Annotated in this window: 25 protein-coding genes; 10 read left to right on the forward strand and 15 right to left on the reverse strand. The window is 66.5% G+C overall.

From position 1 onward, the window contains the following. Positions 1 to 24: 24 nt before the first annotated feature. The 3 genes from ACN5W5_RS01225 to ACN5W5_RS01235 form a co-directional block, all read right to left on the reverse strand. Positions 25 to 1,512, reverse strand: a complete 1,488-nt coding sequence (locus ACN5W5_RS01225) for a sensor histidine kinase (RefSeq protein WP_420046786.1) — start codon at positions 1,510 to 1,512, stop codon at positions 25 to 27. Next, positions 1,509 to 2,537 carry a sensor histidine kinase gene (locus ACN5W5_RS01230; RefSeq protein WP_420046787.1) on the reverse strand — a complete coding sequence of 343 codons (1,029 nt, stop codon included), beginning with the start codon at positions 2,535 to 2,537 and terminating at the stop codon, positions 1,509 to 1,511. The genes ACN5W5_RS01225 and ACN5W5_RS01230 overlap by 4 nt, the downstream gene beginning before the upstream one ends. A gap of 156 nt (positions 2,538 to 2,693) precedes the next feature. Further along, positions 2,694 to 3,563 (reverse strand): ferritin-like domain-containing protein, encoded by an 870-nt coding sequence (locus ACN5W5_RS01235; protein WP_420046788.1) that lies wholly within the window; start codon positions 3,561 to 3,563, stop codon positions 2,694 to 2,696. A gap of 71 nt (positions 3,564 to 3,634) precedes the next feature. Here ACN5W5_RS01235 and ACN5W5_RS01240 point away from each other — a divergent pair, with 71 nt between their 5' ends. Beyond that, on the forward strand, positions 3,635 to 4,159 hold the full coding sequence (locus ACN5W5_RS01240) for a gamma carbonic anhydrase family protein (protein ID WP_420046789.1): 525 nt from the start codon (positions 3,635 to 3,637) through the stop codon (positions 4,157 to 4,159). 38 nt (positions 4,160 to 4,197) lie between these two features. After that, entirely contained in the window at positions 4,198 to 5,178 is a 981-nt protein-coding gene (locus ACN5W5_RS01245) for an Hsp33 family molecular chaperone HslO (protein ID WP_420046790.1), read from the forward strand. Positions 5,179 to 5,191: 13 nt separating this feature from the next. Here the strand turns inward: ACN5W5_RS01245 and ACN5W5_RS01250 are convergent, their stop codons facing one another. From ACN5W5_RS01250 to ACN5W5_RS01285, 8 genes are all read right to left on the reverse strand, one after another. Continuing rightward, positions 5,192 to 6,424, reverse strand: coding sequence for an AGE family epimerase/isomerase (locus ACN5W5_RS01250; protein ID WP_420046791.1), 1,233 nt, complete (start codon positions 6,422 to 6,424; stop codon positions 5,192 to 5,194). After that, positions 6,421 to 7,098 (reverse strand): AAA family ATPase, encoded by a 678-nt coding sequence (locus ACN5W5_RS01255; RefSeq protein WP_420046792.1) that lies wholly within the window; start codon positions 7,096 to 7,098, stop codon positions 6,421 to 6,423. The genes ACN5W5_RS01250 and ACN5W5_RS01255 overlap by 4 nt, the downstream gene beginning before the upstream one ends. 60 nt (positions 7,099 to 7,158) lie before the next feature. After that, on the reverse strand, positions 7,159 to 7,443 hold the full coding sequence (locus ACN5W5_RS01260; protein WP_420046793.1) for an FtsB family cell division protein: 285 nt from the start codon (positions 7,441 to 7,443) through the stop codon (positions 7,159 to 7,161). Between the two features lie 38 nt (positions 7,444 to 7,481). Further along, the gene (gene eno / locus ACN5W5_RS01265) at positions 7,482 to 8,765 is read right to left on the reverse strand and encodes a phosphopyruvate hydratase (RefSeq protein ID WP_420046794.1); all 1,284 of its coding nucleotides are present in this window, start codon (positions 8,763 to 8,765) and stop codon (positions 7,482 to 7,484) included. Positions 8,766 to 8,807: 42 nt separating this feature from the next. After that, complete coding sequence (locus tag ACN5W5_RS01270) at positions 8,808 to 9,161, reverse strand: DUF1330 domain-containing protein (protein WP_420046795.1); 354 nt, start codon at positions 9,159 to 9,161, stop codon at positions 8,808 to 8,810. Further along, complete coding sequence (gene kdsA, locus ACN5W5_RS01275) at positions 9,158 to 10,012, reverse strand: 3-deoxy-8-phosphooctulonate synthase (RefSeq protein WP_420046796.1); 855 nt, start codon at positions 10,010 to 10,012, stop codon at positions 9,158 to 9,160. The genes ACN5W5_RS01270 and kdsA overlap by 4 nt, the downstream gene beginning before the upstream one ends. A 12-nt stretch (positions 10,013 to 10,024) precedes the next feature. Further along, the gene (locus ACN5W5_RS01280; protein WP_420046797.1) at positions 10,025 to 11,692 is read right to left on the reverse strand and encodes a CTP synthase; all 1,668 of its coding nucleotides are present in this window, start codon (positions 11,690 to 11,692) and stop codon (positions 10,025 to 10,027) included. Between the two features lie 116 nt (positions 11,693 to 11,808). Beyond that, positions 11,809 to 12,351 (reverse strand): hypothetical protein, encoded by a 543-nt coding sequence (locus tag ACN5W5_RS01285; RefSeq protein WP_420046798.1) that lies wholly within the window; start codon positions 12,349 to 12,351, stop codon positions 11,809 to 11,811. A 137-nt stretch (positions 12,352 to 12,488) separates the two neighbouring features. Between ACN5W5_RS01285 and coaBC the strand changes: the two genes are divergently transcribed. After that, positions 12,489 to 13,715, forward strand: coding sequence for a bifunctional phosphopantothenoylcysteine decarboxylase/phosphopantothenate--cysteine ligase CoaBC (coaBC, locus tag ACN5W5_RS01290; protein ID WP_420046799.1), 1,227 nt, complete (start codon positions 12,489 to 12,491; stop codon positions 13,713 to 13,715). 96 nt (positions 13,716 to 13,811) lie between these two features. After that, positions 13,812 to 14,882, forward strand: a complete 1,071-nt coding sequence (locus ACN5W5_RS01295) for an MBL fold metallo-hydrolase (RefSeq protein ID WP_420046800.1) — start codon at positions 13,812 to 13,814, stop codon at positions 14,880 to 14,882. 129 nt (positions 14,883 to 15,011) lie between these two features. Here the strand turns inward: ACN5W5_RS01295 and ACN5W5_RS01300 are convergent, their stop codons facing one another. Continuing rightward, positions 15,012 to 16,133, reverse strand: a complete 1,122-nt coding sequence (locus tag ACN5W5_RS01300) for a substrate-binding domain-containing protein (protein WP_420046801.1) — start codon at positions 16,131 to 16,133, stop codon at positions 15,012 to 15,014. 118 nt (positions 16,134 to 16,251) lie between these two features. Between ACN5W5_RS01300 and ACN5W5_RS01305 the strand changes: the two genes are divergently transcribed. The 3 genes from ACN5W5_RS01305 to ACN5W5_RS01315 are packed head-to-tail and all read left to right on the forward strand — an operon-like array spanning position 16,252 to position 18,673. Next, positions 16,252 to 16,980, forward strand: a complete 729-nt coding sequence (locus ACN5W5_RS01305; RefSeq protein ID WP_420046802.1) for an ABC transporter permease — start codon at positions 16,252 to 16,254, stop codon at positions 16,978 to 16,980. A gap of 38 nt (positions 16,981 to 17,018) precedes the next feature. Beyond that, a complete protein-coding gene (locus ACN5W5_RS01310) occupies positions 17,019 to 17,759 on the forward strand; it encodes a phosphate ABC transporter ATP-binding protein (RefSeq protein WP_420047418.1) in 741 nt (246 codons plus the stop codon). Further along, the gene (locus tag ACN5W5_RS01315) at positions 17,756 to 18,673 is read left to right on the forward strand and encodes an extracellular solute-binding protein (RefSeq protein WP_420046803.1); all 918 of its coding nucleotides are present in this window, start codon (positions 17,756 to 17,758) and stop codon (positions 18,671 to 18,673) included. The genes ACN5W5_RS01310 and ACN5W5_RS01315 overlap by 4 nt, the downstream gene beginning before the upstream one ends. 2 nt (positions 18,674 to 18,675) lie before the next feature. On the opposite strand, the gene ACN5W5_RS01320 is transcribed toward ACN5W5_RS01315, so the two are convergent. Then, the gene (locus ACN5W5_RS01320; protein WP_420046804.1) at positions 18,676 to 19,419 is read right to left on the reverse strand and encodes a helix-turn-helix domain-containing protein; all 744 of its coding nucleotides are present in this window, start codon (positions 19,417 to 19,419) and stop codon (positions 18,676 to 18,678) included. 126 nt (positions 19,420 to 19,545) lie between these two features. Between ACN5W5_RS01320 and ACN5W5_RS01325 the strand changes: the two genes are divergently transcribed. From ACN5W5_RS01325 to ACN5W5_RS01335, 3 genes are read left to right on the forward strand one after another with little or no spacing between them, the layout of a single operon-like run. Then, positions 19,546 to 20,484: a dihydrodipicolinate synthase family protein gene (locus ACN5W5_RS01325; RefSeq protein ID WP_420046805.1), complete on the forward strand. Its 939-nt coding sequence runs from the start codon at positions 19,546 to 19,548 to the stop codon at positions 20,482 to 20,484. 2 nt (positions 20,485 to 20,486) lie between these two features. Further along, positions 20,487 to 21,455: a proline racemase family protein gene (locus ACN5W5_RS01330; protein ID WP_420046806.1), complete on the forward strand. Its 969-nt coding sequence runs from the start codon at positions 20,487 to 20,489 to the stop codon at positions 21,453 to 21,455. Positions 21,456 to 21,468: 13 nt separating this feature from the next. Then, positions 21,469 to 22,734 carry an NAD(P)/FAD-dependent oxidoreductase gene (locus ACN5W5_RS01335; RefSeq protein ID WP_420046807.1) on the forward strand — a complete coding sequence of 422 codons (1,266 nt, stop codon included), beginning with the start codon at positions 21,469 to 21,471 and terminating at the stop codon, positions 22,732 to 22,734. Here the strand turns inward: ACN5W5_RS01335 and modC are convergent. Together modC and modB are read right to left on the reverse strand one after the other, a co-directional pair. Continuing rightward, positions 22,731 to 23,822, reverse strand: coding sequence for a molybdenum ABC transporter ATP-binding protein (gene modC / locus ACN5W5_RS01340; RefSeq protein WP_420046808.1), 1,092 nt, complete (start codon positions 23,820 to 23,822; stop codon positions 22,731 to 22,733). The genes ACN5W5_RS01335 and modC overlap by 4 nt on opposite strands. Next, a complete protein-coding gene (gene modB, locus ACN5W5_RS01345) occupies positions 23,819 to 24,502 on the reverse strand; it encodes a molybdate ABC transporter permease subunit (protein WP_420046809.1) in 684 nt (227 codons plus the stop codon). Before modB ends, modC begins: the two co-directional genes overlap by 4 nt. Between the last annotated feature and the right edge of the window lie 11 nt (positions 24,503 to 24,513).

Below are 24,513 nucleotides of genomic sequence, written 5' to 3' on the forward strand. Positions count from 1 at the left end.
GAAGCGCGGCGGGGGTGTTTCAAATCACGTGCTCAGCGTGAAGTGGAACGCGGCGCCCAGGCCGGGCTCGGAAAAGGCCCAGACCCGGCCGCCGTGGCGCATGACGATGCGCTGCACGATGGTCAGGCCGATGCCGGTGCCGGCGTATTCGTCCTCGCGGTGCAGGCGCTGGAAGGGGCCAAAGAGCCGGTCCGCCGACGCCATGTCGAAGCCGCATCCGTTGTCGCGCACAAAGAAAACGGTCTCGCCGTTGAGGGTCTTGCTGCCGACGTCGATGTGGGTGATCTCTTTGCGGGCAGAAAACTTCCAGGCGTTTCGCAACAGGTTGTCGAGCAGGCTGCGCACCAGGGTCGGGTCGGCCATGGCTTCCAGGTTCGGGGCGATCCGCACCTGCGCCACCCGTTCGGGGGCCGCCTCCATGAGCTGGGCGGCGATCTCGCTGGCGATTTCACTGACATTGACCACGCGCAGTTGCATGGGCAACTGGTTCAGGCGCGACATGTGCAAGAGCGCGTCGATCAGCGCCCCCATGCGTTGGCCCGCTGTCACGATCCGGTTGACCAGATCGATGCTGTCGACGCCCAGTTCGCTGGCGTGTTCCCGGATCAGTTCCTGGCCGAACCCGACGATGACCCGGACCGGGGAGCGCAGGTCGTGAGCAACCGAATAGCTGAAGGCTTCGAGTTCTTTGAGGCACTGTTTGAGCTCCGTGGTGCGCTCGGCCACCAGGCTCTCCAGGCTGTCGTTGAGCAGCGCCATCCGGAGTTCGCTGTTCTTGCGTTCCGAGATGTCCTGCACCACGCCCGTCAGGCGCCGGCCGGAGGCGTGGCCCGCGTCGAGCTTGATCCAGCGCGGAGGGACGTCTTCGGACAGCACACGAAACTCTTCGCTGAACCGCTTCAGTTTGGCCAGGCTCTCGTCCAGCCGGGCGGTCACCTCAGCCCGTTCCTCGGCGTCCACGCACGAGAGCAGGTCGTCCCGGCAGTGTGGCTGGTTCGGTGACCAGCCCAGCAGATCGGCCGTGCGGGGCGAAGCGGTGATGGCCGAGGTGGCCGTGTTCATTTCCAGTACACCCATGCTCGCGGCATCCAGGGCCTGCTGGAGCAGTTGCCGGTTGTCCACGAGTTCAACTTCCAGCTTGTATCGCTCGAAGGCCATCTGGATGGTGGCATGCAGCTCGCGCTCCGAAAAGGGCTTGAGCAGGTAGCCATAGGGGCGGGTCTGTCGCGCGCGCTCCAGCGTGGAATCTTCGGAATAGGCGGTGAGGTAGATCACCGGCGTCGAGTGGGTTTCACGCAGGCGGGAGGCCACCTCGATGCCGTCCATGTCGCCCTGGATGTGGATGTCCATCAACACCAGATCGGGCAGGGTCTGCGAGACCATCTCCATGCATTCTTCACCTGAGACCGCTATGGCGGGCACGTCGTAGCCCAGCTGCGCCAGACGCTGTTGGAGGTTGAAGGCGACGATGCTTTCGTCTTCCACCACCAGGATGCGGGAGGGACTGTTCATTTTTTTCGTTCCAGAGGAAAGCGCAAGGTGAAGCAGGTGGGACCGCTGCGTTGCACGTCCAGCCGGCCATGGAGCTGGCGCGTGAGCAACTGGACCAGTTGCAGGCCGAGTGAACCGTTGCGTTCGAGGTTCTGATGCTCGGGAATGCCGATGCCATCGTTGCTGATGGCGAGTTCGATGTGGTGGTCGTCGTCTTGCCGCATGAGCACCCGGACCGTGCCCCTCTGCCCGGCGGGAAAGCCGTGCTTGAGCGCGTTGCTCACCAGTTCGTTGACGATGAGGCCACAAGGGATCGCTTCGTTGATGGGCAGCTTGACATGGTTGGCCTCGATCGCCATGGCCACATGCCCGGTCACCATGCCGTAGGAGTCCATCAGATTGGGCAGCAGCTCACCCAGAAACTGCTGAAACTCCACCTGCGCGAAGTCGTGCGACTGGTACAGGGTCTGGTGGATCATCGACATCGACCGGATCCGGTTCTGGCTGTCGCGCAACATGGCCACGAGATCCGGGTCCTTGATCTTGAGCGCCTGCAGATCAAGCAGGCTGTGGATCACCTGCAGGTTGTTCTTGACGCGGTGGTGCACTTCTTCCAGCAGCAGTTCTTTTTCCTGCAGGGCGTCGTGGATGCGCTTTTCGTTTTGCTTGCGTTCACTCAGGTCCAGAATCACCGACAGGATCATCGGGCCTTCGCCGGTCTCGACCGGGTTGATGCCGATCTCCACCGGGAACTCGCTGCCGTCCTTGCGCAGGCCGCTGAGATCGCGGCCGGCACCCATGGGGCGGGCGGTGGCTTCGGTCTGGAAGCCCCGGCGGTAGCCCGGATGTGCATGGCGGTAGCGTTCGGGCACCAGCACCTCGACCGGTTGTCCCAGCAGCTCTTCGCTGGTGTAGCCGAAGGTGGACTCGGCCAGCCGGTTCAGTCGCGTGATCACCCCCTGCAGGTTGACCACCACCATGGCAACCGGTATGCGGTCAAAGGCCTGCCCGAGGTATTCGTCCAGCTGGATGTGTTTTACGCTCATTGCCAATATTCGGAAAGGTCATTGCCTCACCGCCTGCCCTGATGCAACGCGGCTCTGCGGCGCAGCATAAGCGCGAATCGGCAACACTGCACGTGAAGGTGTCCTTGTCCGCACAGGCTGTGCGGGCCACGGGCAACAAACGATTCGTCACGCGGCTCAGGCGCCGTGCAGGTAGTCCAGTTCCTGCTGGCTGAAGCCGGCCGCGCGCCGGGCCGCGTCGTTGAAAGGTGGTTTCAGTCTGGGCGCGTTGTGCATGCGCGAGAGCACGCGGTAGTGCGCCAGCGGGTCCAGCCCCTGCTGCGCGCAGAGCCAGCCGTACCAGCGGTTGCCGATGGCGACATGGCCGATCTCGTCGCGCAGGATCACGTCGAGGATGTCGACGGTGCGCAGGGCTGCGGGGGTGTTGACCTTGCGCAGGCGGGCCTGGATCAGCGGCGTGGCGTCGAGCCCGCGCGCTTCGAGCGTGCGCGGCACCAGCGCCATGCGCGCGGTGATGTCGTGCTGCGTCTTCACGCACATTTCCCACAGGCCGTCGTGCGCTGGGAAGTCACCGTAGCGGAAGCCCAGGCTTTGCAGGTGCGTGTGCAGCAGGCCGAAGTGGGTGGCCTCTTCTGCGGCCACGCGCAGCCAGTCGCGGTAGAAGTCGGTCGGCATGCCGGCGAAGCGCCAGACCGCATCGAGGGCCAGATTGATGGCGTTGAATTCGATGTGGCAGACCGCATGCAACAGCGCCGCCAAGCCCTCGGAGGTGAAGGGCGAACGGTGCGGCACGTCCATGGGTGGCACCAGGGCGGGCCGGTCCGGCCGACCCGGCAGGGGTGTACCGGGCGCTGGGTTCAGGGTGGCGTTGGGGCGCAGGGCGTCGAGGCATCGATCCGCATCGGCGCACCCACCCAGGGCGGCCCACAGCGCCAGAGCCGCCTGGGCTTTGTCGCCCGGGGCGGGGATGCAGAGCGTGTGCAAGGCGCGTTCCCTCAGGCTGGTGCCGGGCATGTCGGACGGGGGGCGGTCATCGGGGCGCTGCATCCCTACAATTCTAGGTTTCGCGTGTGGCCCCCCGGGCACCGCAACAACAACCAGGATTGGAGACACCCGGCATGGCGATTTATGAACTTGATGGCGTGGCGCCGCGCGTGGCCGATTCGGCGTGGGTGGCCGAGAACGCGTTGGTGATCGGGGATGTGAGTCTGGGCGAGCACGCGAGCGTGTGGTTCGGCACCACGGTGCGCGGCGACACGGCCACCATCACCATCGGTGCCGGCAGCAACATCCAGGACGGCAGCGTGCTGCACGCCGACGACGGGCAGCCTTTGACCATCGGCGCCCACGTGACCGTGGGCCACCAGGTGATGCTGCACGGCTGCACCGTGGGGGACGAATCGCTGATCGGCATCGGCGCCATCGTGCTCAACGGCGCGAAAATCGGCAAGAACTGCCTGGTGGGTGCGGGCGCGCTGGTGACCGAAGGCAAGGAATTCCCCGACGGCTCCATGATCATCGGCAGCCCGGCCAAGGTGGTGCGCCAGCTCACGCCCGAGCAGATCGAAGGCTTGCGCCAGAGCGCGAAACACTATGTCGAGAACGCGGAGCGCTTCCGGCGCGGCTTGAAAAAGATCGCTTGACCCCGATCTGCCAGCGTTGACCGAATCGAAAGAACCCCTTGTCCGAACTCCACAAATTCATGTTTGAAGGCCTGCCCGTGCGCGGCATGCTGGTGCGCCTGACCGGTGCCTGGACCGATATCCTGAAGCGGCGCGAGCAGGCTGGCGGCTATCCGGCGGCGGTGCAGGAACTGCTGGGCGAGATGACCGCCGCGGCCACGCTGATGCAGGCCAACATCAAGTTCAATGGCGCGCTGGTCATGCAGATCATGGGCGACGGCCCGGTGAAGCTCGCGGTGGCCGAGGTGCAGCCCGACCTGAGCCTGCGCGCCACCGCCACGGTGTTGGGCGAGGTGGCGGCCGATGCGCCGCTCTCGCACATGGTCAACGTGAACAACGCGGGCCGCTGTGCCATCACGCTCGATCCGAAAGACCGCCAGCCCGGCCAGCAGCCCTACCAGGGCGTGGTGCCGCTGTTTGGTGACCGCCACGAGAAGCTGGAAAAGCTCAGCGAGGTGATCGAGCACTACATGCTGCAGAGCGAGCAGCTCGACACCCGCCTGGTGCTGGCTGCCAACGACAAGGTGGCGGCGGGCCTGCTGATCCAGCGCCTGCCGCTGCAGGGCGAGGCCAACCTGGCCGGCGCCGGCGCGGTGGCCAGGGACGAAGACCAGATCGGCCTGAACGAGGACTACAACCGCATCGCCATCCTGGCCGCCAGCCTCAAACGCGAGGAGCTGCTGGAGCTGGACGCCGACACCATCCTGCGCCGCCTGTTCTGGGAAGAAGACCTGCGCCGCTTCGAGCCCCTGGTGGGCGACGAAGGCCCGCGTTTTGCCTGCACCTGCTCGCGCGAGCGCGTGAGCAGCATGCTGCGCAGCCTGGGCCGCGACGAGATCGAATCTATCATCACCGAGCAGGGCCAGGTGGAGGTGGGCTGCGACTTCTGCGGCGCGCAGTACCGGTTCGATCCGGTGGACGCGGCGCAGGTGTTTTTGCAGCCGCACGCGCAGCCGCCCGCCACGCCCAATCTTCAGTGAACGGCGGGCAGGGTCAGGTCGTCGCGCGCAACCGCCGCGCGCCCTGGCCCAGCGTGTCGAGGACGTCGTAACAAGCCCCCATGGTGTGGTAGTCCACCTTGCCTGCGGGGCTTTTTTCATCGCTGATTTTTGAGTTGTCGGCGCGCAGGATGCGCCACCAGGCACCGTGTTCGTGGTCCACGAAATGCTGCCAGGCGTAAGCCCACAGGCGGTCGTAGTCGACCCAGTAGCGCGCCTCGCCGGTCGCCTGGGCCAGGCGCGCTGCCGTGGCCAGCGACTCGGCCTGGACCCAGAAGTACTTGTCGCTGTCGCACACGCTGCCGTCGGGCGCGAAACCATAGAACAGGCCGCCGTGTTGCGTGTCCCACGACTTCGCCATCGCGGTGTCGAAGAAGAACCGGGCACGTGGCAGGTGGTCGGCGCGGGGGCGGCGCTGATCGAGCAGCAGCAACAGCTTGGCCCATTCGGTCAGGTGGCCGGGCTGAAAACCCCAGGGGCGGAAGATGTTGCTCTTGTCGTCCTTGTTGTAGTCCCAGTCGACCGACCAGTCGGCGCGGTAGTGCTCCCACACCAGGCCATCGGCCAGCGCCGCCTGGCGGATGCAGATGTGGTCGGCCAGGCGCTCGGCTCGGACCAGGTAGCGGGTCTCGCCGGTGGCGTCTAAGGCGGCCAGCAGCGCCTCGCACAGGTGCATGTTGGCGTTCTGCCCCCGGTAGTCGCTGAGCACCCCGTTGGGGCCGATTTCGTCGGCGTAGAGGCCGTGGTCCGGCTCCCAGAAGCGCTGCTCCAGCAGCTCGAAGGTCTCGGCGATGCCGGCGTGCGCCTCCGGCAGCCCGGCCATGAAGGCGTGGGCATGGGCCAGCAGGACGAAGGCCAGGCCGTAGGCGTGCTGGGTGCCGTCGAGCACGGTCTTTTTCCCATCGCGCCAGTCCAGCAGCCAGGTGTAGCCGCCGCTGTGGGGGTCGCGGTGCGCGCGGCGCAGGAAGTCGAAGGCGTGGACCAGCGCCTGGCGGTGCGAGGCATCGGCTCCCGAGCGCACGGCCATGGCGTAGGTGTAAACGAAGCGGGCGCTGCTGACCAGGTGGCGGGTGCGGCGGTCGTAGACCTCGCCGTCGTCGCGGAAGAAATGGAACAGACCGCCGCTGGGGTCGATGGCCCGCGGGTGGTAGAAGGCCATGCAGTCGCGCACGTGCGCGCGCAGGAAATCGGGTGAACGGAAGTCGGGCAGGGGTTGTGCCGGGATCATGGTGGCGGGTCCTTGGGGTGATCGGTGGTCACCAGCTGGCTGAACAGGCGGTGTTCACAGTCCGGGTCGCTGCAGCTGTCGCAGACCCAGCGCCCCCGGCCCAGACGCAGCGCCGGATCGTCGGCCAGCAGTGGCCGGCCGAGGTGGTTGCCGATGGCCCTCAAGGCCTGCTGCAGGCGCTGAGGGCCTTTGCCATAGATGGTCTGGTAGCGCACGCCGGCGATCTGCAGCTCGCGCCGCAGCACCGCGTCGGTGGCCTCGCGCACGGCCGGGCCGTCGCGAAACAGGCCGTCGGCGACCCAGGGCAGGTCCAGCCCCATCAGCAGTGTCAGGCCGTAACCGCGCTGTCTGGCCCGGGCGGCGGGCAGCAGTGAGGTGTCGTTGAAGTACAGCTCGCTGTAGGCCGCGATCACGAGCGAAGTGGTATCGGCCACCACGAGTTCCACGCCATGCTGGCTGGCAGCCTGTGCGATGAGCGCTGTCTGCTCGGCAGCGCGCGCGAACTGTTCATCGGCGCGCGGCGCACGACCCATGGTCTCGCACCAGTGCCGGAGTTGTTCCGCCACGAGCACGGTGGGGATGTGGAGTGTTTCGTTGAGGTGCCGGCACAGCGCCAGCGCCAGGTCGGACTTGCCGGTGGATTCACCGCCCAGCAGCGTGATCGTCGTGGCCAAGGGAGTCGCGTTCAACGATGCATGGTGGCGGTGATGCGCGACGAGGGATGGATGACCGGCTCAGGGCCGTGTCTGCGCGATCTGGACAAAGACCTCGTTGGGCTTGACCATGCCCAGGTTTTGCCGGGCCAGCTCTTCCACCATGTCCAGGCCCTCCTGCAGGTCGCGCACCTCGCTGGCCAGCTGGTCGTTGCGAAGTGTGGCCTCGCGGTTGCTTCGCTCCAGCTTGGCCAGCTCCTGCTTCATGCCGGACACCGTGGGCACGCTGCCCCGACCGAACCAGAGCTGCGCGTGCAGCACAAGCAGCAGCGTGATCAGCAGGGCGGGGATGAAGCGTGAACCCATGGTGGCAGGAGTCTATCGTTGCAAGAGGCCCGCAGACATCACTTCAAGTTGTAAAAGGCAGCGCGACCCGGGTACACGGCCACGTCGCCCAGATCTTCCTCGATGCGCAGCAGCTGGTTGTACTTGGCCATGCGGTCCGAGCGCGACAGCGAGCCGGTCTTGATCTGGCCGGCGTTGGTGCCGACGGCGATGTCGGCGATGGTGCTGTCTTCGGTCTCGCCCGAGCGGTGCGAGATCACGGCGGTGTAGCCGGCGCGCTTGGCCATCTCGATGGCGGCAAAGGTTTCGGTCAGCGTGCCGATCTGGTTGATCTTGATAAGGATCGAGTTGGCGATGCCCTTGTCGATGCCTTCTTTCAGGATCTTGGTGTTGGTGACGAACAGGTCGTCGCCGACGATCTGCACTTTTTTGCCCAGGCGGTCGGTCATGAGCTTCCAGCCGTCCCAGTCGCCTTCGGCCATGCCGTCTTCGATGCTGATGATGGGGTACTTGTCGACCCAGTTGGCCATCATGTCGGTCCACTCCTGGGCGGTGAGGCTCATGCCTTCGCCGGCCAGCTGGTACTTGCCATCCTTGTAGAACTCGGAAGCGGCGCAGTCCAGGCCCAGGGCGATCTGCTCGCCAGCCACAAAACCGGCCTTGTCGATGGCTTCCAGGATCATCTGGATCGCGGCTTCGTGGTTGTCCACGTTGGGGGCAAAACCGCCTTCGTCGCCCACGGCCGTGCTGATGCCGCGGTCGTGCAGGATCTTCTTCAGCGCATGGAACACCTCGGCGCCGTAGCGCAGGGCTTCGCGGAAGCTCGGCGCCCCCACGGGGATGATCATGAACTCCTGGATGTCGAGGTTGTTGTTGGCGTGTTCGCCGCCGTTGATGACGTTCATCATCGGCACGGGCATCTGCACCGCGCTCATGCCACCAAAGTAGCGGTACAGGGGCAGGCCGGCTTCTTCGGCGGCGGCGCGGGCCACGGCCATGGACACAGCGAGCAGGGCGTTGGCACCCAGGCGACCCTTGTTGTCGGTGCCATCGAGGTCGATCAGGGTCTTGTCCAGGAAGGCCTGCTCGGAAGCGTCAAGGCCCAGCACGGCTTCGGAGATTTCGGTGTTGATGTGTTCGACGGCTTTCAAGACGCCTTTGCCAAGGTAACGGCTCTTGTCACCGTCGCGCAGCTCGATGGCTTCGCGGCTGCCGGTGGAGGCGCCCGATGGCACGGCCGCACGGCCCATCACGCCGCTCTCCAGCAGCACGTCGCATTCGACGGTGGGGTTGCCGCGGCTGTCCAAGACTTCACGGCCGACGATATCAACGATTGCACTCATGTTTTCAACCTTTGGATCAACAAAACAAAAAGACGAGGACGCTCAGACGCCCTCGACAGCAAACATGCGGATCGAGCCCGCACCTTCCCGCAACTGGCGGGCATGGGTATAGGTTTCGGAGTGGTAGTAGGCTTGCGCGGTGGCCAGATCCTTGAACTTGAGCACGACCACACGCTGCGGATGCCAGTCGCCTTCGAGGGGCTCGATGCGACCGCCGCGGACCAGCGTCTCGGCGCCAAATTCCGTCATGGCGCGCGAACTCCATTCGCGGTAGATCTTCATCTGCTCTTCGTTGGTGACGGTCACTTCCGCAATGATGTACGCACAAGGTGTTGAACCTTCGCCCTCACGGGCTGCGGTGCGAGCTTGCTTGGGGCGGCCCGGCGCTTCGCTCATTGGAAGTTGTTCTCCAGCAGTGGTGTTTTCTTGATGACGGCATCGAGCGCCACCAGTGTTTCGAGCAGCGCCTTCATGTGCTGGAGCGGCACCGCATTGGGGCCGTCCGACCAGGCCTCGGCGGGCTTGGGATGGGTTTCCATGAACAGGCCTGCGACCCCGGCGGCCACACCCGCACGGGCCAGCACCGGCACCATCTCGCGGGCACCGCCACTGACCGAGCCCAGGCCACCCGGCTTCTGCACCGAGTGGGTCACGTCGAACACCACCGGCGCGCCGGACTTGCGCATCTCGGCCAGGCTGGTCATGTCGGCCACCAGGTTGTTGTAGCCAAAACTCACGCCACGTTCGCAGGCCAGGAAACGGTCTTCGGACAGGCCGGCTTCCCTTGCAGCATCGCGGGCCTTGTCAATCACGTTTTTCATGTCCCAGGGCGCGAGGAACTGGCCCTTCTTGATGTTCACCGGCTTGCCGGACTGCGCCACGGCACGGATGAAATCGGTCTGGCGGCACAGAAAGGCGGGCGTCTGCAGGACGTCCACCACGCTGGCCACTTCGGCCACGTGTGAGGTGTCGTGCACGTCGGTGAGCACCGGCAGGCCCAGCTGGCGGCGCACCTCATCGAGGATCTTCAGGCCGGCATCGATGCCCACGCCGCGCTGGCTGGTTCCCGAAGAGCGGTTGGCCTTGTCGAACGAGCCTTTGTAGATCAGCGGAATGCCCAGCGATGTACAGGCTTCCTTGAGCTGGCCGGCCACGTCCAGCGACATCTGCAGACCTTCGATCGAGCAGGTGCCGGCGATCAGGAAGAAGCGCTGGTCCAGACCGACATCGAATCCGCAGAGTTTCATGAGGGCGTTCCGTTACGCGGCAAGGGCGGTCTGGCGGCTGTGCTGGTGTTCCACCGCGGCCTTGACGAAGGCGTTGAAGAGGGGGTGTCCGTTCCAGGGCGTGGACTTGAACTCGGGGTGGAACTGCACGCCGATGAACCAGGGGTGCACAGCCTTGGGCAGCTCCACGATTTCGGTCAATTGCTCGCGCTGGGTGAGCGCGGAGATCACCAGGCCAGCCTTGCGCAGGCGCTCGAGGTAGTTGACGTTGGCCTCGTAGCGGTGGCGGTGGCGCTCGGTGACCACGTCGCCATAAATGCTGTGGGCCAGGGTGCCGGTCTCGACGTCGGAGCTTTGGGCGCCCAGGCGCATGGTGCCACCCAGATCGGAGCTGGCGCTGCGGGTCTGGATGCTGCCATCGGCGTCCTTCCATTCGGTGATCAGAGCGATCACCGGGTGTGGGGTGGCCGGATCGAACTCGGTGCTGTTGGCGCCTGCGAGGCCGGCCACGTGGCGGGCGTACTCGATGGTGGCCACCTGCATGCCCAGGCAGATGCCGAGGTAAGGCACCTGGTGTTCGCGGGCGAAGCGGGCGGTGTTGATCTTGCCTTCGACGCCGCGCTGGCCGAAGCCGCCCGGCACGAGGATGGCGTCGTACTGCGCGAGCTTGTCCACGGCGTCGGCGCCTTCCATGGTCTCGGAGTCCACGTGATCGATCTTCACGCGCACGTGGTTGCGCATGCCGGCGTGGCGCAGGGCCTCGTTGACCGACTTGTAGCTGTCGGACAGATCGACGTACTTGCCGACCATGGCAATGCAGACTTCGCCTTGCGGGTGTTCGGTTTCGTGCACCAGGCTGTCCCAGCGCTTGAGGCTGGTGGGCGGCGTGTTCAGGCGCAGCTTGTCGCAGATCAGGCCGTCCAGACCTTGCTCGTGCAGCATGCGCGGCACCTTGTAGATGGTGTCCACGTCCCACATGCTGATCACGCCCCACTCGGGCACGTTGGTGAACAGCGAAATCTTGGCGCGCTCTTCTTCCGGAATGCGGCGGTCGGCGCGACAGAGCAGGGCGTCGGCCTGGATGCCGATCTCGCGCAGCTTCTGCACCGTGTGTTGCGTGGGCTTGGTCTTCAGCTCGCCGGCGGCCGCGATCCAGGGCAGGTAGGTCAGGTGCACGAAGGCCGTGTTGTTCGGCCCCATGCGCAGGCTCATCTGGCGCACGGCTTCAAGGAAAGGCAGGGACTCGATGTCACCCACCGTGCCGCCGATTTCAACGATGGCCACGTCCACCGCGTCGGGTGTGCCGATGCCGGCGCCGCGCTTGATGAATTCCTGGATCTCGTTGGTGACGTGCGGGATCACCTGCACCGTCTTGCCGAGGTAGTCACCGCGGCGTTCTTTTTCCAGCACCGACTGGTAGATCTTGCCGGTAGTGAAGTTGTTGGTCTTCTTCATGCGCGTTTCGATGAAACGCTCATAGTGACCGAGGTCCAGGTCGGTTTCGGCGCCGTCGTCGGTGACGAACACCTCGCCGTGCTGGAAGGGCGACATGGTGCCCGGGTCCACGTTGATGTACGGGTCGAGCTTGATGAGGGTGACGTTGAGGCCGCGCGATTCAAGGATCGCAGCCAGGGAAGCAGAAGCGATGCCCTTGCCCAGGGAGGACACCACACCGCCGGTGACGAACACAAATTTGGTCATGTCTCGGGCGAGCCGGTCGCTCGCAGGAGGTGGAAATGCCGATTATAGAGGGCACCCCACGGACCAGGCCGGCCTGCGGCCCGATGGGACCGGGCCGAACGACCGTCAGAGAACGCTCAGTTGTTGGCCCGCACGCGCAACCTGAAGTTGCGGGACAGCGAACCCTTGTTTCCATTGACACTGGCCGTCGCCGTGATCTGGAATTCATGGTCCTGGGCACTGTGGTTGTCGTAGCAATTCGGAAAGCCCGTGCAGCTCTGGGTGATCAGGCCGGTGTCCGCCTGGATCCGGAGGTTGCTGGTCAGGCTCGCGACTTCGGCCGCGCCAACGTTCACGCCTGTGACCTTGAAGCTGTAGCTCAGCGTATGCCCAGCCGGCACGCTGGCCGAGGTGTCGATGGCCCATTTTGATTCGGTGCGGTTGTTGGCCGCATAGGCCGGGTTTCGTGGCCCGAAATCGGCCTCGTTGCCCACGAAGTAACTGCCGTCGGCCTTTAGCTTGTCCAGCGGGAAGTAGCTGTCGCTGTCAATGAACGCCAGATTGGGCAATGGCGACCCGGTCGGGGTGACCTCGGAGTCATCCGATCCGCCGCCGCAGGCAGCCTGTGTCACGAGGGCGGCGCAAAGGCCCATGGTCCGAAGTGCGGGAGCGATACGCATGGCGGTGTCTGTAGGTCTGGTTGATGTTGCAGGGGGATTATCACTGCGGTTCGCAGTGATGCGGGTGCAAGGCCTGTCGGGGGCATTGTGCCTGCAAGCGCTGTTCAAAACCGCATACAAACTGATACATTGAGGTCATGAACGACCTCGCCGGAAAACACATCGTCCTGGGCCTCTCGGGCGGCATCGCCTGCTACAAGGCGGCCGAGCTCTGTCGCGCCCTGATCAAGGAGGGCGCCTCCGTGCAGGTGGTCATGACCGAGGCGGCCGAGCAGTTCATCACGCCGGTCACGATGCAGGCGCTGTCGGGTCGCCCGGTGTTCACTTCGCAGTGGGACCAGCGCACGTCCGGTGGCTCGGACAACAACATGCCGCACATCAACCTCAGCCGCGAGGCCGATGCGATCCTGGTGGCGCCGGCCAGTGCCGACTTCATGGCCAAGCTGCTGCATGGCCGGGCCGACGAACTGCTGAGCCTGATGTGTCTGGCGCGGCCTCTGGAAAAGGTGCCGCTGATCCTTGCACCTGCCATGAACCGCGAGATGTGGGCGCACCCGGCCACGCAGCGCAACGTGGCCCAGCTGCGCACCGACGGTACGACCGTGCTGGATGTCGGCGTGGGCGATCAGGCTTGCGGCGAAACGGGTGACGGCCGCATGCTGGAACCCGACGAGCTGCTGTACGAGCTGGTGCGCTTTTTCACCCCCAAGGTGCTGGCGGGCCAGCAGGTGCTGGTGAGCGCTGGCCCCACGTACGAGGCCATCGACCCGGTGCGCGGCCTGACCAACCTCTCCAGCGGCAAGATGGGCTTTGCCATTGCGCGCGCGGCGCACGAAGCGGGCGCCCACGTGACACTGGTGGCCGGTCCAGTGAGCCTGCCCACGCCGCGTGGGGTGGGGCGCATCAACGTGAAGTCGGCGCTGAACATGCAGAAGACGCTCAACGTGCTGAGCCAGACCGCGACGGTGTTCATTTCGGCCGCCGCCGTGGCCGACTGGCGCCCGGCGCAGTCTGCTGACGAAAAGATCAAGAAGGACGGCAGTGGCCGGGCGCCCACCTTGTCCTTTGTCGAGAACCCGGACATCCTGGGCGGTATTGCCTCGGGCGCCCGGGCCCAGAACCACCAGCTGTTCTGCGTGGGTTTTGCGGCCGAGAGCCACGATCTGCTGGCGAACGCCCAGGCCAAGCGCGAACGCAAGGGCGTGCCCCTGCTGGTGGGCAATATCGGGCCCGACACCTTCGGTCAGGACGACAACGCCCTGCTGCTGGTGGATGCCCAAGGCACCACCGATCTGCCCAAGGCCTCCAAGCTGCAGCTGGCGCGCCAGCTCGTGGCCGAGATCGCCCTGCGTCTGCCGACCTGACCCTGTCACCGGCCCGCTTGCCTGCCTGGCGGTTCCGGTCTTATGATTAAAAATAAGCACATGCTTATTTGATGATCCAAAGACAGGAGACACCCCATGAAGCAACGGTCCACACCGGCACAGGCCGGCAACACCCTCAATCCACCCACCAACCCACGCAGTCGCCGCGCGTGGCTTCGCATGATGGGGGGCGCGGGGTTGGGGGTGGCCGGGCTGGCCCTGGTTCCTGAGGTGAGGCTTTTTGCCCAGCAGGTGCACGAGTTCATCGAAGGGCCGCCGGTACCCGATGTGAAACCCGAGCAGCTGTCGCCACACGTCTGGATGGTGTACGCCAAAGAGGGCTTTCCGACGCAGGAAAACCAGGGGTTGATGGCCAGCATCATCTTCGCCATCACCCAGAAAGGCGTGGTGGTGCTGGACACCGGCGCTTCGGTGCAGATCGGCCAGATGGCGATCCGCATGATCAAGACCGTGACGCCCAAGCCGGTGATAGCGGTCTTCAACAGCCATTACCACGGCGACCACTGGCTGGGCAACCACGCCTTCGCCGACGCCTATGGCGCCGACCTGCCGATTCACGCGCTGGCCCACACGCGCGACCAGATCGCAGGCCATGAAGGCAATCTCTGGCGCAGCCTGATGGAGCGCTGGACCAACCAGGCGACGCTGGGCACCAAGGTGGTGGCGCCCAACCAGGTGGTCGAACATGGCCAGGTGTTCGACTACGGCGATGTGCAGATCAAACTGCACCACTACGGCCGCGCCCACACCCCGTCCGATCTGTGTTTCGAGATCGTGCAGGACAAGCTGACCTACGTGGGCGACATCGCCATGGCGAACCGCATCGCCAACATCGACGACGGCTCCTACCCCGGCACTTTCAAGTACTACGACGCGATCAAGAAGGCTGCGGGTGAGCAGTTGTGGGTGCCCGGCCATGGTCGCGGCAGCAAGGACTTGCTCGACACCTATGGCACTTTCATGAAGGGTATCTGGGAACCTTGCGTTCAGGCCGTGAAAGACGGCATTCCGCTGGATGGAGCCAAGACACTCGTGATGAGCGATCCACGGGTCGCCAGCCGCGCCAAGACCATGGACGGCTTCGACAGCAACATCGGCAAGTACACCAGCCTGGCGTATCTGGAAGCCGAGAAGGAAGCCTTTTGAGTCGAAGGGAAATTCAACCCAGAGCACCGCGGAACTGGCTTTGCCAGGCAGCAGGTGCTGCCCCTTGAGGGACGGAGCCGGCTACACGGAGCGAGCCGGCGATGGGGGTGGGTCAAGCTCTGGGGTGGGTCAAGCCCGCCACCAGGGCAGCAGGCGTTTCATGGCGGCCACCTCGCCACTGTGGTCACTGGTGTAACCAGGCAACCTGTCGAGTCGCGCCTGCCACGCCTGGCTGCCCAGCAACGCCAGCAGGCGCTTCACCGCGGGCAGTTCCAGCGCGGACTTCAAACACACCAGCAGGTAGCGTTCATCGGTCAGTGGCACGAAGCCCAGGCCCTGACTGCGTGCCGCGTATTCGGTGCCCAGGCCCGCATCGCCGTCGCCGCTGGCGATCGCCTGTGCCACGGCGGCGTGTGAGCTTTCCACGCGGTCAAAGCCCCGCAGATCGGTCGGGGCCATGCCGGCCTGTGCCAGCAACTCTTCCAGCAGCAGCCGGGTGCCCGTGCCCTTGGCGCGGTTGATGAAGCGGGCCTGCAGCCGGGCCACGTCGCGCATGTCCCACAGGCGCAGCGGATTGCCCGGCGCCACCATCAGGCCCTGGGAGCGGCGCGCGAAGCCGATGATCTTGTGTGTGCCCGGCTTGAGCAGCGGGCGGTAGGTGCGCGCGCTCAGGCTGGTCGCGTCGGCGAACGGCTGGGTGTGAAAACCCGCCAGCACGCAGCGCCCTTCGTTCAGCGCGCGGATGGCGTCCACGCTGCCACAGAAGCGGATGTCCAGGTGCAGTCCTGTCGCGCCGGCCACCGGGCTGGCAGCGATGTCCTGCAGTTCGTTCAGGGCGTGGTCATGGCTGGCGTACAGCGTCAGCACTTCGGCGCCCGCTTCGCTGGTTTCGGGCTCGAACGCCAGCGCAAAGGCACGCTCCAGCTCGGCACGCAGGCTTTCCATCTGCGGCCCCAGGCGCGCCTGCGCCAGCCGCTCGGCCATCAGCAGGCGCTCGCCGAACGGGCTGAGCAGGGCCGACTGGCCCCGTTCCCACACCAGCAGTTCCTGGCCCAGCTCGGTCTCCCAGGCCTTGAGCAGGCCCCAGACGTGGCGGTACGACAGACCCAGAAAGCGTGCTGCGCCCGAGATGGAACCCCGCTCCCGTACGGCGTGCAGCACGTCCATCATGGTGTTGCGCAGCAGCGCATGGTGGGGCGTGCGGTCCGTGCCCTGGGCCGTGAGTGAATACGAAAGCTCGACCTTTCTCATGGGCGCGAGTGTGCCTCAAGCGCCATCACCACTGGCCCGCTTCCTATGCACGCGGGTTCATACCGCGTCACTACGTACTCTCAAACCCCCGGCGGCCACGTAAGCTCGTCCGCACCCTATGAACACCTTTTCCGATAGCGCGGGAACCGCGCTGCAACTGATTCTCTCGGGCGATGCCGGGCTCTGGGCCATCGTGCTGCGCTCACTCGCCGTCAGCGCCATGGCCTGTCTGCTGGCCTGCAGCCTGGGGCTGGCGCTGGGCGCCTGGCTGGGGGTGTCGCGCTTTGCGGGCCGGGGCGTGGTGCTGACGCTGCTCAACACCTTTCTGGCCGTGCCGGCGGTGGTGGTGGGGCTGGTGGTTTACCTGCTGCTTTCGCGCTCGGGGCCGCTGGGTTTCCTGGGCTGGCTGTTCAGCTTTCAGGCCATGGTGCTGGCGCAGGCCATCCTGGTTCTGCCACTGGTCACCGCGCTCACGCGCCAGGTGGTGGAAGATGTCGACCGCAGCCATGGCGAGCAGTTGTCGTCGCTCGGCGCCCGCCTGGGCCTGCGCAGCCTGCTGCTGGCATGGGACGAGCGCTACGCCCTGCTCACGGTGCTGATCACCGCCTTTGGCCGCGCCATCGCCGAGGTGGGTGCGGTGATGATCGTGGGCGGCAACATCGAAGGTTTCACCCGCGTCATGACCACCGCCATCGCACTCGAAACCAGCAAGGGCGACCTGCCGCTGGCCCTCGGGCTGGGCATCGTGTTGCTGGCCGTGGTGTTGCTGCTCAACAGCCTGGTGGCGCTGTTGCGCCGCTGGCGCGAACACCTGGACGGTGGCGACCTGCGGATGGCCACGACATGAGGATCGAACGCTCCACCGAAGGCAGCATGGCCGGCGCGATGGTGCGTCAGGACGCCGTGCTGGAACTGCTCGACGTGAACGTGAGCCTGGGCCCGGCGGCCCAGGTCGAAGCGCTGCGCAACATCACGCTCACGATCGAAGCCGGTGAACGCGTGGCGCTGGTCGGTCCCAACGGTTGTGGCAAGAGCACGTTGCTGCGCACCCTGCACGGCCTGCTGCCCATCGCTTCTGGGCAGCGTCGGGTGCCGCAGGCCTCGCGTATCGCCATGCTGTTCCAGCGGCCACATATGTTGCGCATGTCGGTGCGGCGCAACCTGCAGCTCGGTCTGTGGCTGAGCGGCGTGCCCTGGGCGCAGACGCGCGGCCGTGCGCAGCAGGCACTCGTGCGTGTTGACCTCGTGCACCTGGCCGACCGCAATGGCCGCGCGCTGTCGGGCGGGCAGCAGCAGCGCGTGGCGCTGGCGCGCGCCTGGGCGCTGCAGCCCGACGTGTGGTTGCTCGACGAACCCACCGCCAGCCTCGACCCGCACGCCAAGCGCGACGTGGAGGCGCTGATCGCCGACTTCGGCGACGAGCTGCCCGCGCCTGGCCGACGGCCCCCCACGCTGGTGCTGGCCAGCCACAACCTCGGCCAGGTCAAGCGCCTGGCCAGCCGCGTGATCTATCTCGAACAGGGGCGTGTGCTGGCCGATCTGCCGGTGCACGACTTCTTCAACCAGGACCTGCTCGAACAACGTTCGCCGCAGGCCAGTGCTTTTGTCAAAGGAGAAACCACATGAAGACCGATCTGAAACACCCTCACCGCGCTTCGAGCGACCCCCTCAAGGGAGCGGCACTGGCCGTCCGGCAAAGCCGGCCCGGCGGTGCCCTGGGCTGGGCCGCTGCATGCGTGACGGCCGTTATCGTGTCTGTCGGCCTGCTGGCCAGCACCGCCGCGCTGGCGCAAAGCAGCATCGTCGTGGCGTCCACCACGTCCACCGAGCAGTCGGGCCTGTTCAGCTACCTGCTGCCCGAGTTCAAGAAAGCCAGCGGTATCGATGTGAAGGTGGTGGCGCTGGGCACCGGCCAGGCGATCGACATGGCGCGCCGCGGCGACGCCGACGTGCTGTTCGTGCACGACAAGGTGGCCGAAGAAAAATTCGTGGCCGATGGCTTTGCCGCGAAGCGCCAGGAGGTCATGTACAACGACTTCGTGCTGATCGGCCCCAAGGCCGACCCGGCGGGCACCAAGGGCACAGACATCGTGGCCGCGCTCAAGAAAGTGGCCACGGCCAACGCACCCTTCATCTCGCGCGGCGACAAGAGCGGCACCCACGCGGCCGAGCTGCGCTTCTGGAAGATGACCGACACCGATGCCAACAAGGGTTCGGGCTACAAGGAATGCGGCTGTGGCATGGGCCCCGCCCTCAACATCGGCGCCAGCAGTGGCGCCTACGTGCTGGCCGACCGCGGCACCTGGCTCAACTTCAAGAACCGCGCCGACATGGTGGTGCTGGTCGAGGGCGACAGGCGCCTGTTCAACCAGTACGGAGTGATGCTCGTGAGCGCCGCCAAGCACCCGCAGGTGAAAACCGCCGAAGGCCAGAAGTTCGTGGACTGGGTGACGGGCGACGCTGGGCAGAAGGCCATCGCCTCTTACAAGATCGGCGGCGAGCAGCTGTTCTTCCCGAATGCGGCCGCAGCCTCCCGCTGATTTCAGTTCATTGCTCTGTACGCTGACGGCGTGAGCCCCACCGATTTGCGGAACTGGCGTGTGAACGAGGCCTGGTCGGCGTAGCCACACGCCAGGGCAATCTCGCTGATCGGGTCGCGCGAATGGCGCAACAGGTCGCACGCCCGCTCGATGCGCGCCCGAAGCACGTATTGACCCGCCGTCACACCAAACAGGCCGCGGATGCGCTGGTCCAGCTGAAACACCGACAGACCGGCCAGGGCGGCGAGTTCTTCCAGATGCAGCGGTGAGTCCAGGTGCCGCGCGACGTGCTCGATGACGCGCGACACCGCAGCCGTCTCGTTCGTGGAGCCCATGGGCTGCTGGATGTCGCGCGACAGACCGGCCAGCCCGACGATCTGGCCTTGCGTGTCGGTGACCGCGACCTTCCAGGTGAGGCACCAGCCCGGTTTCCGGTTGCCGTACAGGTGCAGCTCCAGCTGAGCGTTGATCGCGGGGCCACCTTGCAGGATGCGCAGGTCCTGTTGCGAATACCCGGACCCCAGCGGGAGCGGGAACACCTGTTCCGCTGTCTTGCCGATCAGCTCCGCCTTGTGCTCGAAGCCGCAGCGCCCGACCAGGGTGTGGTTGACCGCCGTGTAGCGCCCTTGCCTGTCTTTCAGGAAGAACACCGTGTCGGGCACGTGGTCGAACAGCAGGTCGCCCCGGAAGAACCCGTGGTCGATCAGGAGCCCTGGTGACAGGGGCGATGGCAGAGAAACATCCATGGCATTCAGGGGCCGACCGTTTGTGCAATTTCCCCAGTCGGCACCCCACTTTCCGACAAGACGTGGCGCGCCCAAACTGCGAGACTGCCGGCAGCTTAACAGTCACTTGAACGGAGCATCCCACCCATGAAACGGAATATCTTCGGCGGCACGATTCCCGCCTTGATGACCCCTTGCACGACCGACCGTCAACCGGACTTTGACGCCCTGGTCAGCACCGGCCGCGACCTCATTGAGGCCGGCATGTCGGCCCTGGTGTACTGCGGTTCCATGGGCGACTGGCCCCTGTTGAGCGACGAGCAGCGCATGGAAGGCGTCGAGCGGCTGGTCCGCGCACGCCTGCCCGTGATCGTGGGCACCGGGGCGCAGAACACGGCCCGCGCCAGCGCGCTGGCCGCGCACGCCAAGGCCTGCGGCGCCAAAGGCCTGATGATCATTCCCCGCGTGCTGTCGCGTGGCAACTCGGCGGCGGCCCAGCGCGCGCACTTCGCCGACATCCTGACCGCGGCGGTCGACCTGCCCAGCGTGATCTACAACAGCCCCTACTACGGCTACGAAACCAAGGCCGACCTGTTCTTCGAGCTGCGCTCGCGCTTTCCCCACCTGATCGGCTTCAAGGAGTTCGGTGGCGCGGCCTCCTTGCGCTACGCGGCGGAGCACATCACGTCGCGCGATGCGGGCGTGACGCTGATGGTCGGGGTGGACACGCAGGTGTTCCACGGCTTTGTCAACTGCGGCGCGAAGGGCGCCATCACGGGCATTGGCAACGTGCTGCCCAAGGAGGTGCTGCAACTGGTGGCCCTGTGCGAGCAGGCGGCCGGCGGCGACGTGCTGGCCCGCCAGCGCGCGCAAGAGCTGGAGGCGGCGCTGGCGGTGCTGTCGTCTTTTGACGAAGGCGTGGACCTGGTGCTGTACTTCAAGCACCTGATGGTGCTGCAGGGCCACAAGGCCTATGCCCTGCACTTCAACCCCAGCGATGCGCTGTCGGACAGCCAGAAGAACTACGCCACCGCCCAGTTCGAGCTCTTCAAACGCTGGTACGCCAGCTGGCCGGGGAGGGCCTGACCATGGCACCGAACACGACGCGGATCGAGATGCAGGTCATTGACTCCCACACCGAGGGTGAGCCCACGCGCATGGTGGTGGCCGGCGGGCCACCGCTGGGCAACGGCTCTTTGAGCGAACGCAAAGCCCTGTTTGCCCGCGACTTCGACCACTACCGCGTGCTGGCGGCCAACGAGCCGCGCGGCTACGACGCGGTGGTCGGCGCCTTGTTGTGCGAGCCGGTCGACACCAGCTGCGCCGCCGGCCTGATTTTCTTCAACAACACCGGCTACCTGGGCATGTGTGGCCACGGCACGATCGGCGCTGCCGTCACGCTCGCCCACATGGGCCGTATCGCGCCCGGCGTCCACCGCTTCGAGACGCCGGTCGGTGTGGTGAGCGTGGACCTCCGGTCCGCCCACGAAGTGACGATCCAGAACGTCGAGAGCCAGGCCTTCCGGCGCGATGTGGCGATCGACGTGCCCGGCCTGGGGCGGATCGTGGGCGACGTCGCCTGGGGCGGCAACTGGTTCTTCCTCTGCCACAGCACCCCCTGCGAACTCACGCTGCAGAACATCGGCGAACTCACCCGCCAGGCCGAGGCCGTCAAGGCGGCGCTGGTGCGCGACGGCATCACCGGGCGCGACGGCGCCGAGATCGACCACATCGAGTTCTTTGGCCCCGCGCTGGCGGCCGATGCGCACAGCCGCAACTTCGTGCTGTGTCCCGGCGGTGCCTACGACCGCTCCCCCTGCGGTACCGGCACCAGCGCCAAGCTGGCCTGCCTGGCCGCGGCCGGCAAGCTGCAGCCGGGCCAGACCTGGGTGCAGGAAAGCGTGATCGGCAGCCGCTTCGAGGCCAGCTACCAGCCCACCGAACACGGCGTCATCCCCAGCATCACCGGCCGCGCCTACGTCACCGCCGAAGCGCGGTTGATCGCCGACCCCGCCGATCCCCTGTTGCCTGCGGCGTTCCGCGCAGCGCTGGCCTGAAGTCGCCAGGCCCATGAGTTCCGCGATGAACCCCGGGTCCACACCCGCCGACGTGGCGGTGGTGGGCGCCGGCATCATTGGCCTCTCGGTGGCGATGCACCTGGTGGCCCAGGGCCGTTCGGTGCTGCTGATCGACCGCAAAGGCATCGCGCTGGAAACCAGTGCCCAGAACGCCGGAGCGCTGGCCTTTTCCGACATCCTGCCCCTGGCCTCGCCGCGCATCCTGCGGCAGGCGCCGCGCTGGTTGCTCGACCCGCTGGGGCCGCTGGCCATCCGCCCGGGTTACGCGCTGCAGATGCTGCCCTGGCTCATGCGCTTTGGCATGGCCAGCCGGCCCTCGGCCTACCGCGCGAGCCTGCAGGCCCAGACGCAGCTGATGCGGCTGGCCGCGCCCGCGTTTCACGCCATGCTGGCCCGCGCGCAGGCCTCGCACATGATCCGCCAGGACGGATCCTTGCAGGTCTATGAAAGCGATGCCGAGTTCCGCTCCAGCCTCGCGGGCTGGCAGCTGCGCGCCGAAGCGGGCATCGCCTTCGAGCATGTGAAAGGCGAGCGGCTGCGGGCGCTGCAACCGGGTCTGGCCAGCTCCATCGTCGTGGGCACCTTCGTGCCGCACTGGGAAACCGTGAGCGACCCGTTCGAGGTGGCTTCGGCGCTGGGGCGCCATGTACTGCAGGCGGGCGCCAGCTGGCGGCAGGCGGAAGTCCGGTCCATCGCCGTGCGCGATGGCGGTGTGGAACTGCAGCTCGCGCAGGGCGGCGCCGTGCGCGCGAAACAGGCGGTGATCGCCACCGGCGCCTGGTCACGCCAGCTTGCGGCCCAGCTGGGCGACGCCATCCCGCTGGAAACCGAGCGCGGCTACAACACGACCCTGCCGCCCGGGGCCTTCGACCTCCAGCGCCAGATCATCTTCGGCGCCCATGGTTTTGTGGTCACCCCGCTCTCAACCGGCATCCGGGTTGGTGGTGCGGTGGAACTGGGCGGGCTCCAGCTGCCGCCCAACTTCAAGCGGTCGGCTCACATGCTGGAGAAGGCCACGCGCCTGTTGCCGGGGTTGCGCACCGAGGGCGGCACGCAGTGGATGGGCTACCGCCCCTCGCTGCCCGACTCCCTGCCCGTCATCGGGCACGCCAAGGCCAGCCGGCAGGTGGTGTACGCCTTCGGGCATGGGCACCTGGGCCTGACACAAAGCGGCGCCACCGGGCACCTGGTGGCCGAGTTGCTGGCGGGGCACACCCCGTCGATTCCGCTCGAGCCCTTCCGGCCCGACCGCTTCTAGCGCACCATCGCCACGCCCTTGATCTGCGCATACACCGGCAGGCCGGGCGCGATGCCCAGCCGCTCGCAAGAAAGCCGGCTGATGCGCGACAGCAGGCGCGTTTCCTGCCCCAGACGCAGGCCCACCAGCACCTGACCCGGGCCGTCGTCGCTCACGTCGGCCACGGTGGCGGGCAGGCAGTTGAGCACGCTGGTCTGCTCCGGCTGCACCAGCGAGAGGCTCACGTCCCGTGCCTGGATGCGCACGCGCACCGGCGTGCGGTCCGGCAGCGGTGTGGCGCGGGTTTGTGGCAGCAGCAGCGTGCCGCCGTCAAAGCGCAGCTCGCACAGGTCGCTGTCGCTTAGCAGGCCGCAAGTGACGGCTTCCACCAGGGCGCCTGCGCTGTCGCCGTGCGCCAGCGGCAGATCGGCGCGCGTCATCAGCTCCAGCACCGGCCCTTGCGCCATCACCCGGCCCTGTTCCAGCAGCACCAGGTGGTCGGCCAGGCGCGCCACCTCGTCGGCCGAGTGCGTCACGTAGACCACCGGTATGTCCAGCTTCTGGTGCAGCTGCTCCAGCCAGGGCAGGATCTCGGCCTTGCGCGGCGCGTCCAGCGCGGCCAGGGGCTCGTCCATCAGCAGCACGCGCGGGCTGGTGGCCAGCGCCCGGGCCATGGCCACGCGCTGGCGCTCGCCGCCCGAGAGTTCGTGGGGCATGCGCCGCAGCAGGTGGCCGATGCCCAGCAGCTCCAGGCCGTGGTCCCAGCCGTAGCGGCGCTGCGCGGCGGGTGTGCGGCGGTAGCCGAAGCGGATGTTGTCCTGCACGCTGAGGTGGTCAAACAGGCTGGCTTCCTGAAACACATAGCCCAGCGCGCGCTGGTGCGGCGGCACGAACAGCCCCCGGGCGCTGTCCTGCCACAGCTCGCCGCCCACGCTCAGGCGCCCGCTGGCAGCGGGCTCCAGGCCGGCGAGCACACGCAGGCAGGTGGTCTTGCCCGAGCCCGAGGCGCCAAACAGCGCGGTCAGCCCGCGGCCCGGCAGCGTGAGGTCGATGGCCAGCGTGAAGGCGCCGCGCACCAGCCGGGTTTGCAGGGTCAGGCCGGAGGTCATGAGGCGCTCCGGCGGCGGCGCGCGTTGTAGAGCTGCAAGGCCAACAGCACGGCGAACGAAAACACCAGCAGCACCGCGGCGAGGCGGTGGGCGTCGCCGTATTCCAGCGCCTCCACGTGGTCGTAGATCTGCACCGAGGCCACGCGTGTTTCCCCCGGGATGTTGCCGCCCACCATGAGCACCACGCCGAACTCGCCCACCGTGTGGGCAAAGCTCATGATGACGCCGGTGACCAGCCCGGGGCGGCACAGCGGCAGCACCACGCTGAAAAACGTGTCCAGCGGCGAAGCCCGCAGGCTGGCCGCCACCTCCAGCGGGCGGTTGCCCATGGCCTCCATGGCGTTGTGCACCGGCTGCACCATGAACGGCAGCGAATAGAACACCGAGGCCACCACCAGGCCCGTGAAACTGAAAGGCAGCAGACCCAGGCCGAGCGCCTGCGTCCATTGGCCGACCGGGCCGTTGGGACCCATGGCCACCAGCAAATAAAAGCCCAGCACCGACGGCGGCAGCACGATGGGCAGCGCCACCACTGTGGCCAGCGGCGTCTTGAGCCACGAGCGGGTGCGCGCCAGCCACCAGGCCAGCGGCACGCCCAGCAGCAGCAGGATGGCCGTGGTCAGCGTGGCGACTTTCAAAGTCAGCCCGATGGCCTGGAGATCGGCGGGAGTCAGCAGCATGGGGTGCGCGC

Origin of the sequence: Hydrogenophaga sp. ZJX-1 (assembly GCF_048590325.1) — a bacterium.
Classification (GTDB): domain Bacteria; phylum Pseudomonadota; class Gammaproteobacteria; order Burkholderiales; family Burkholderiaceae_C; genus Hydrogenophaga.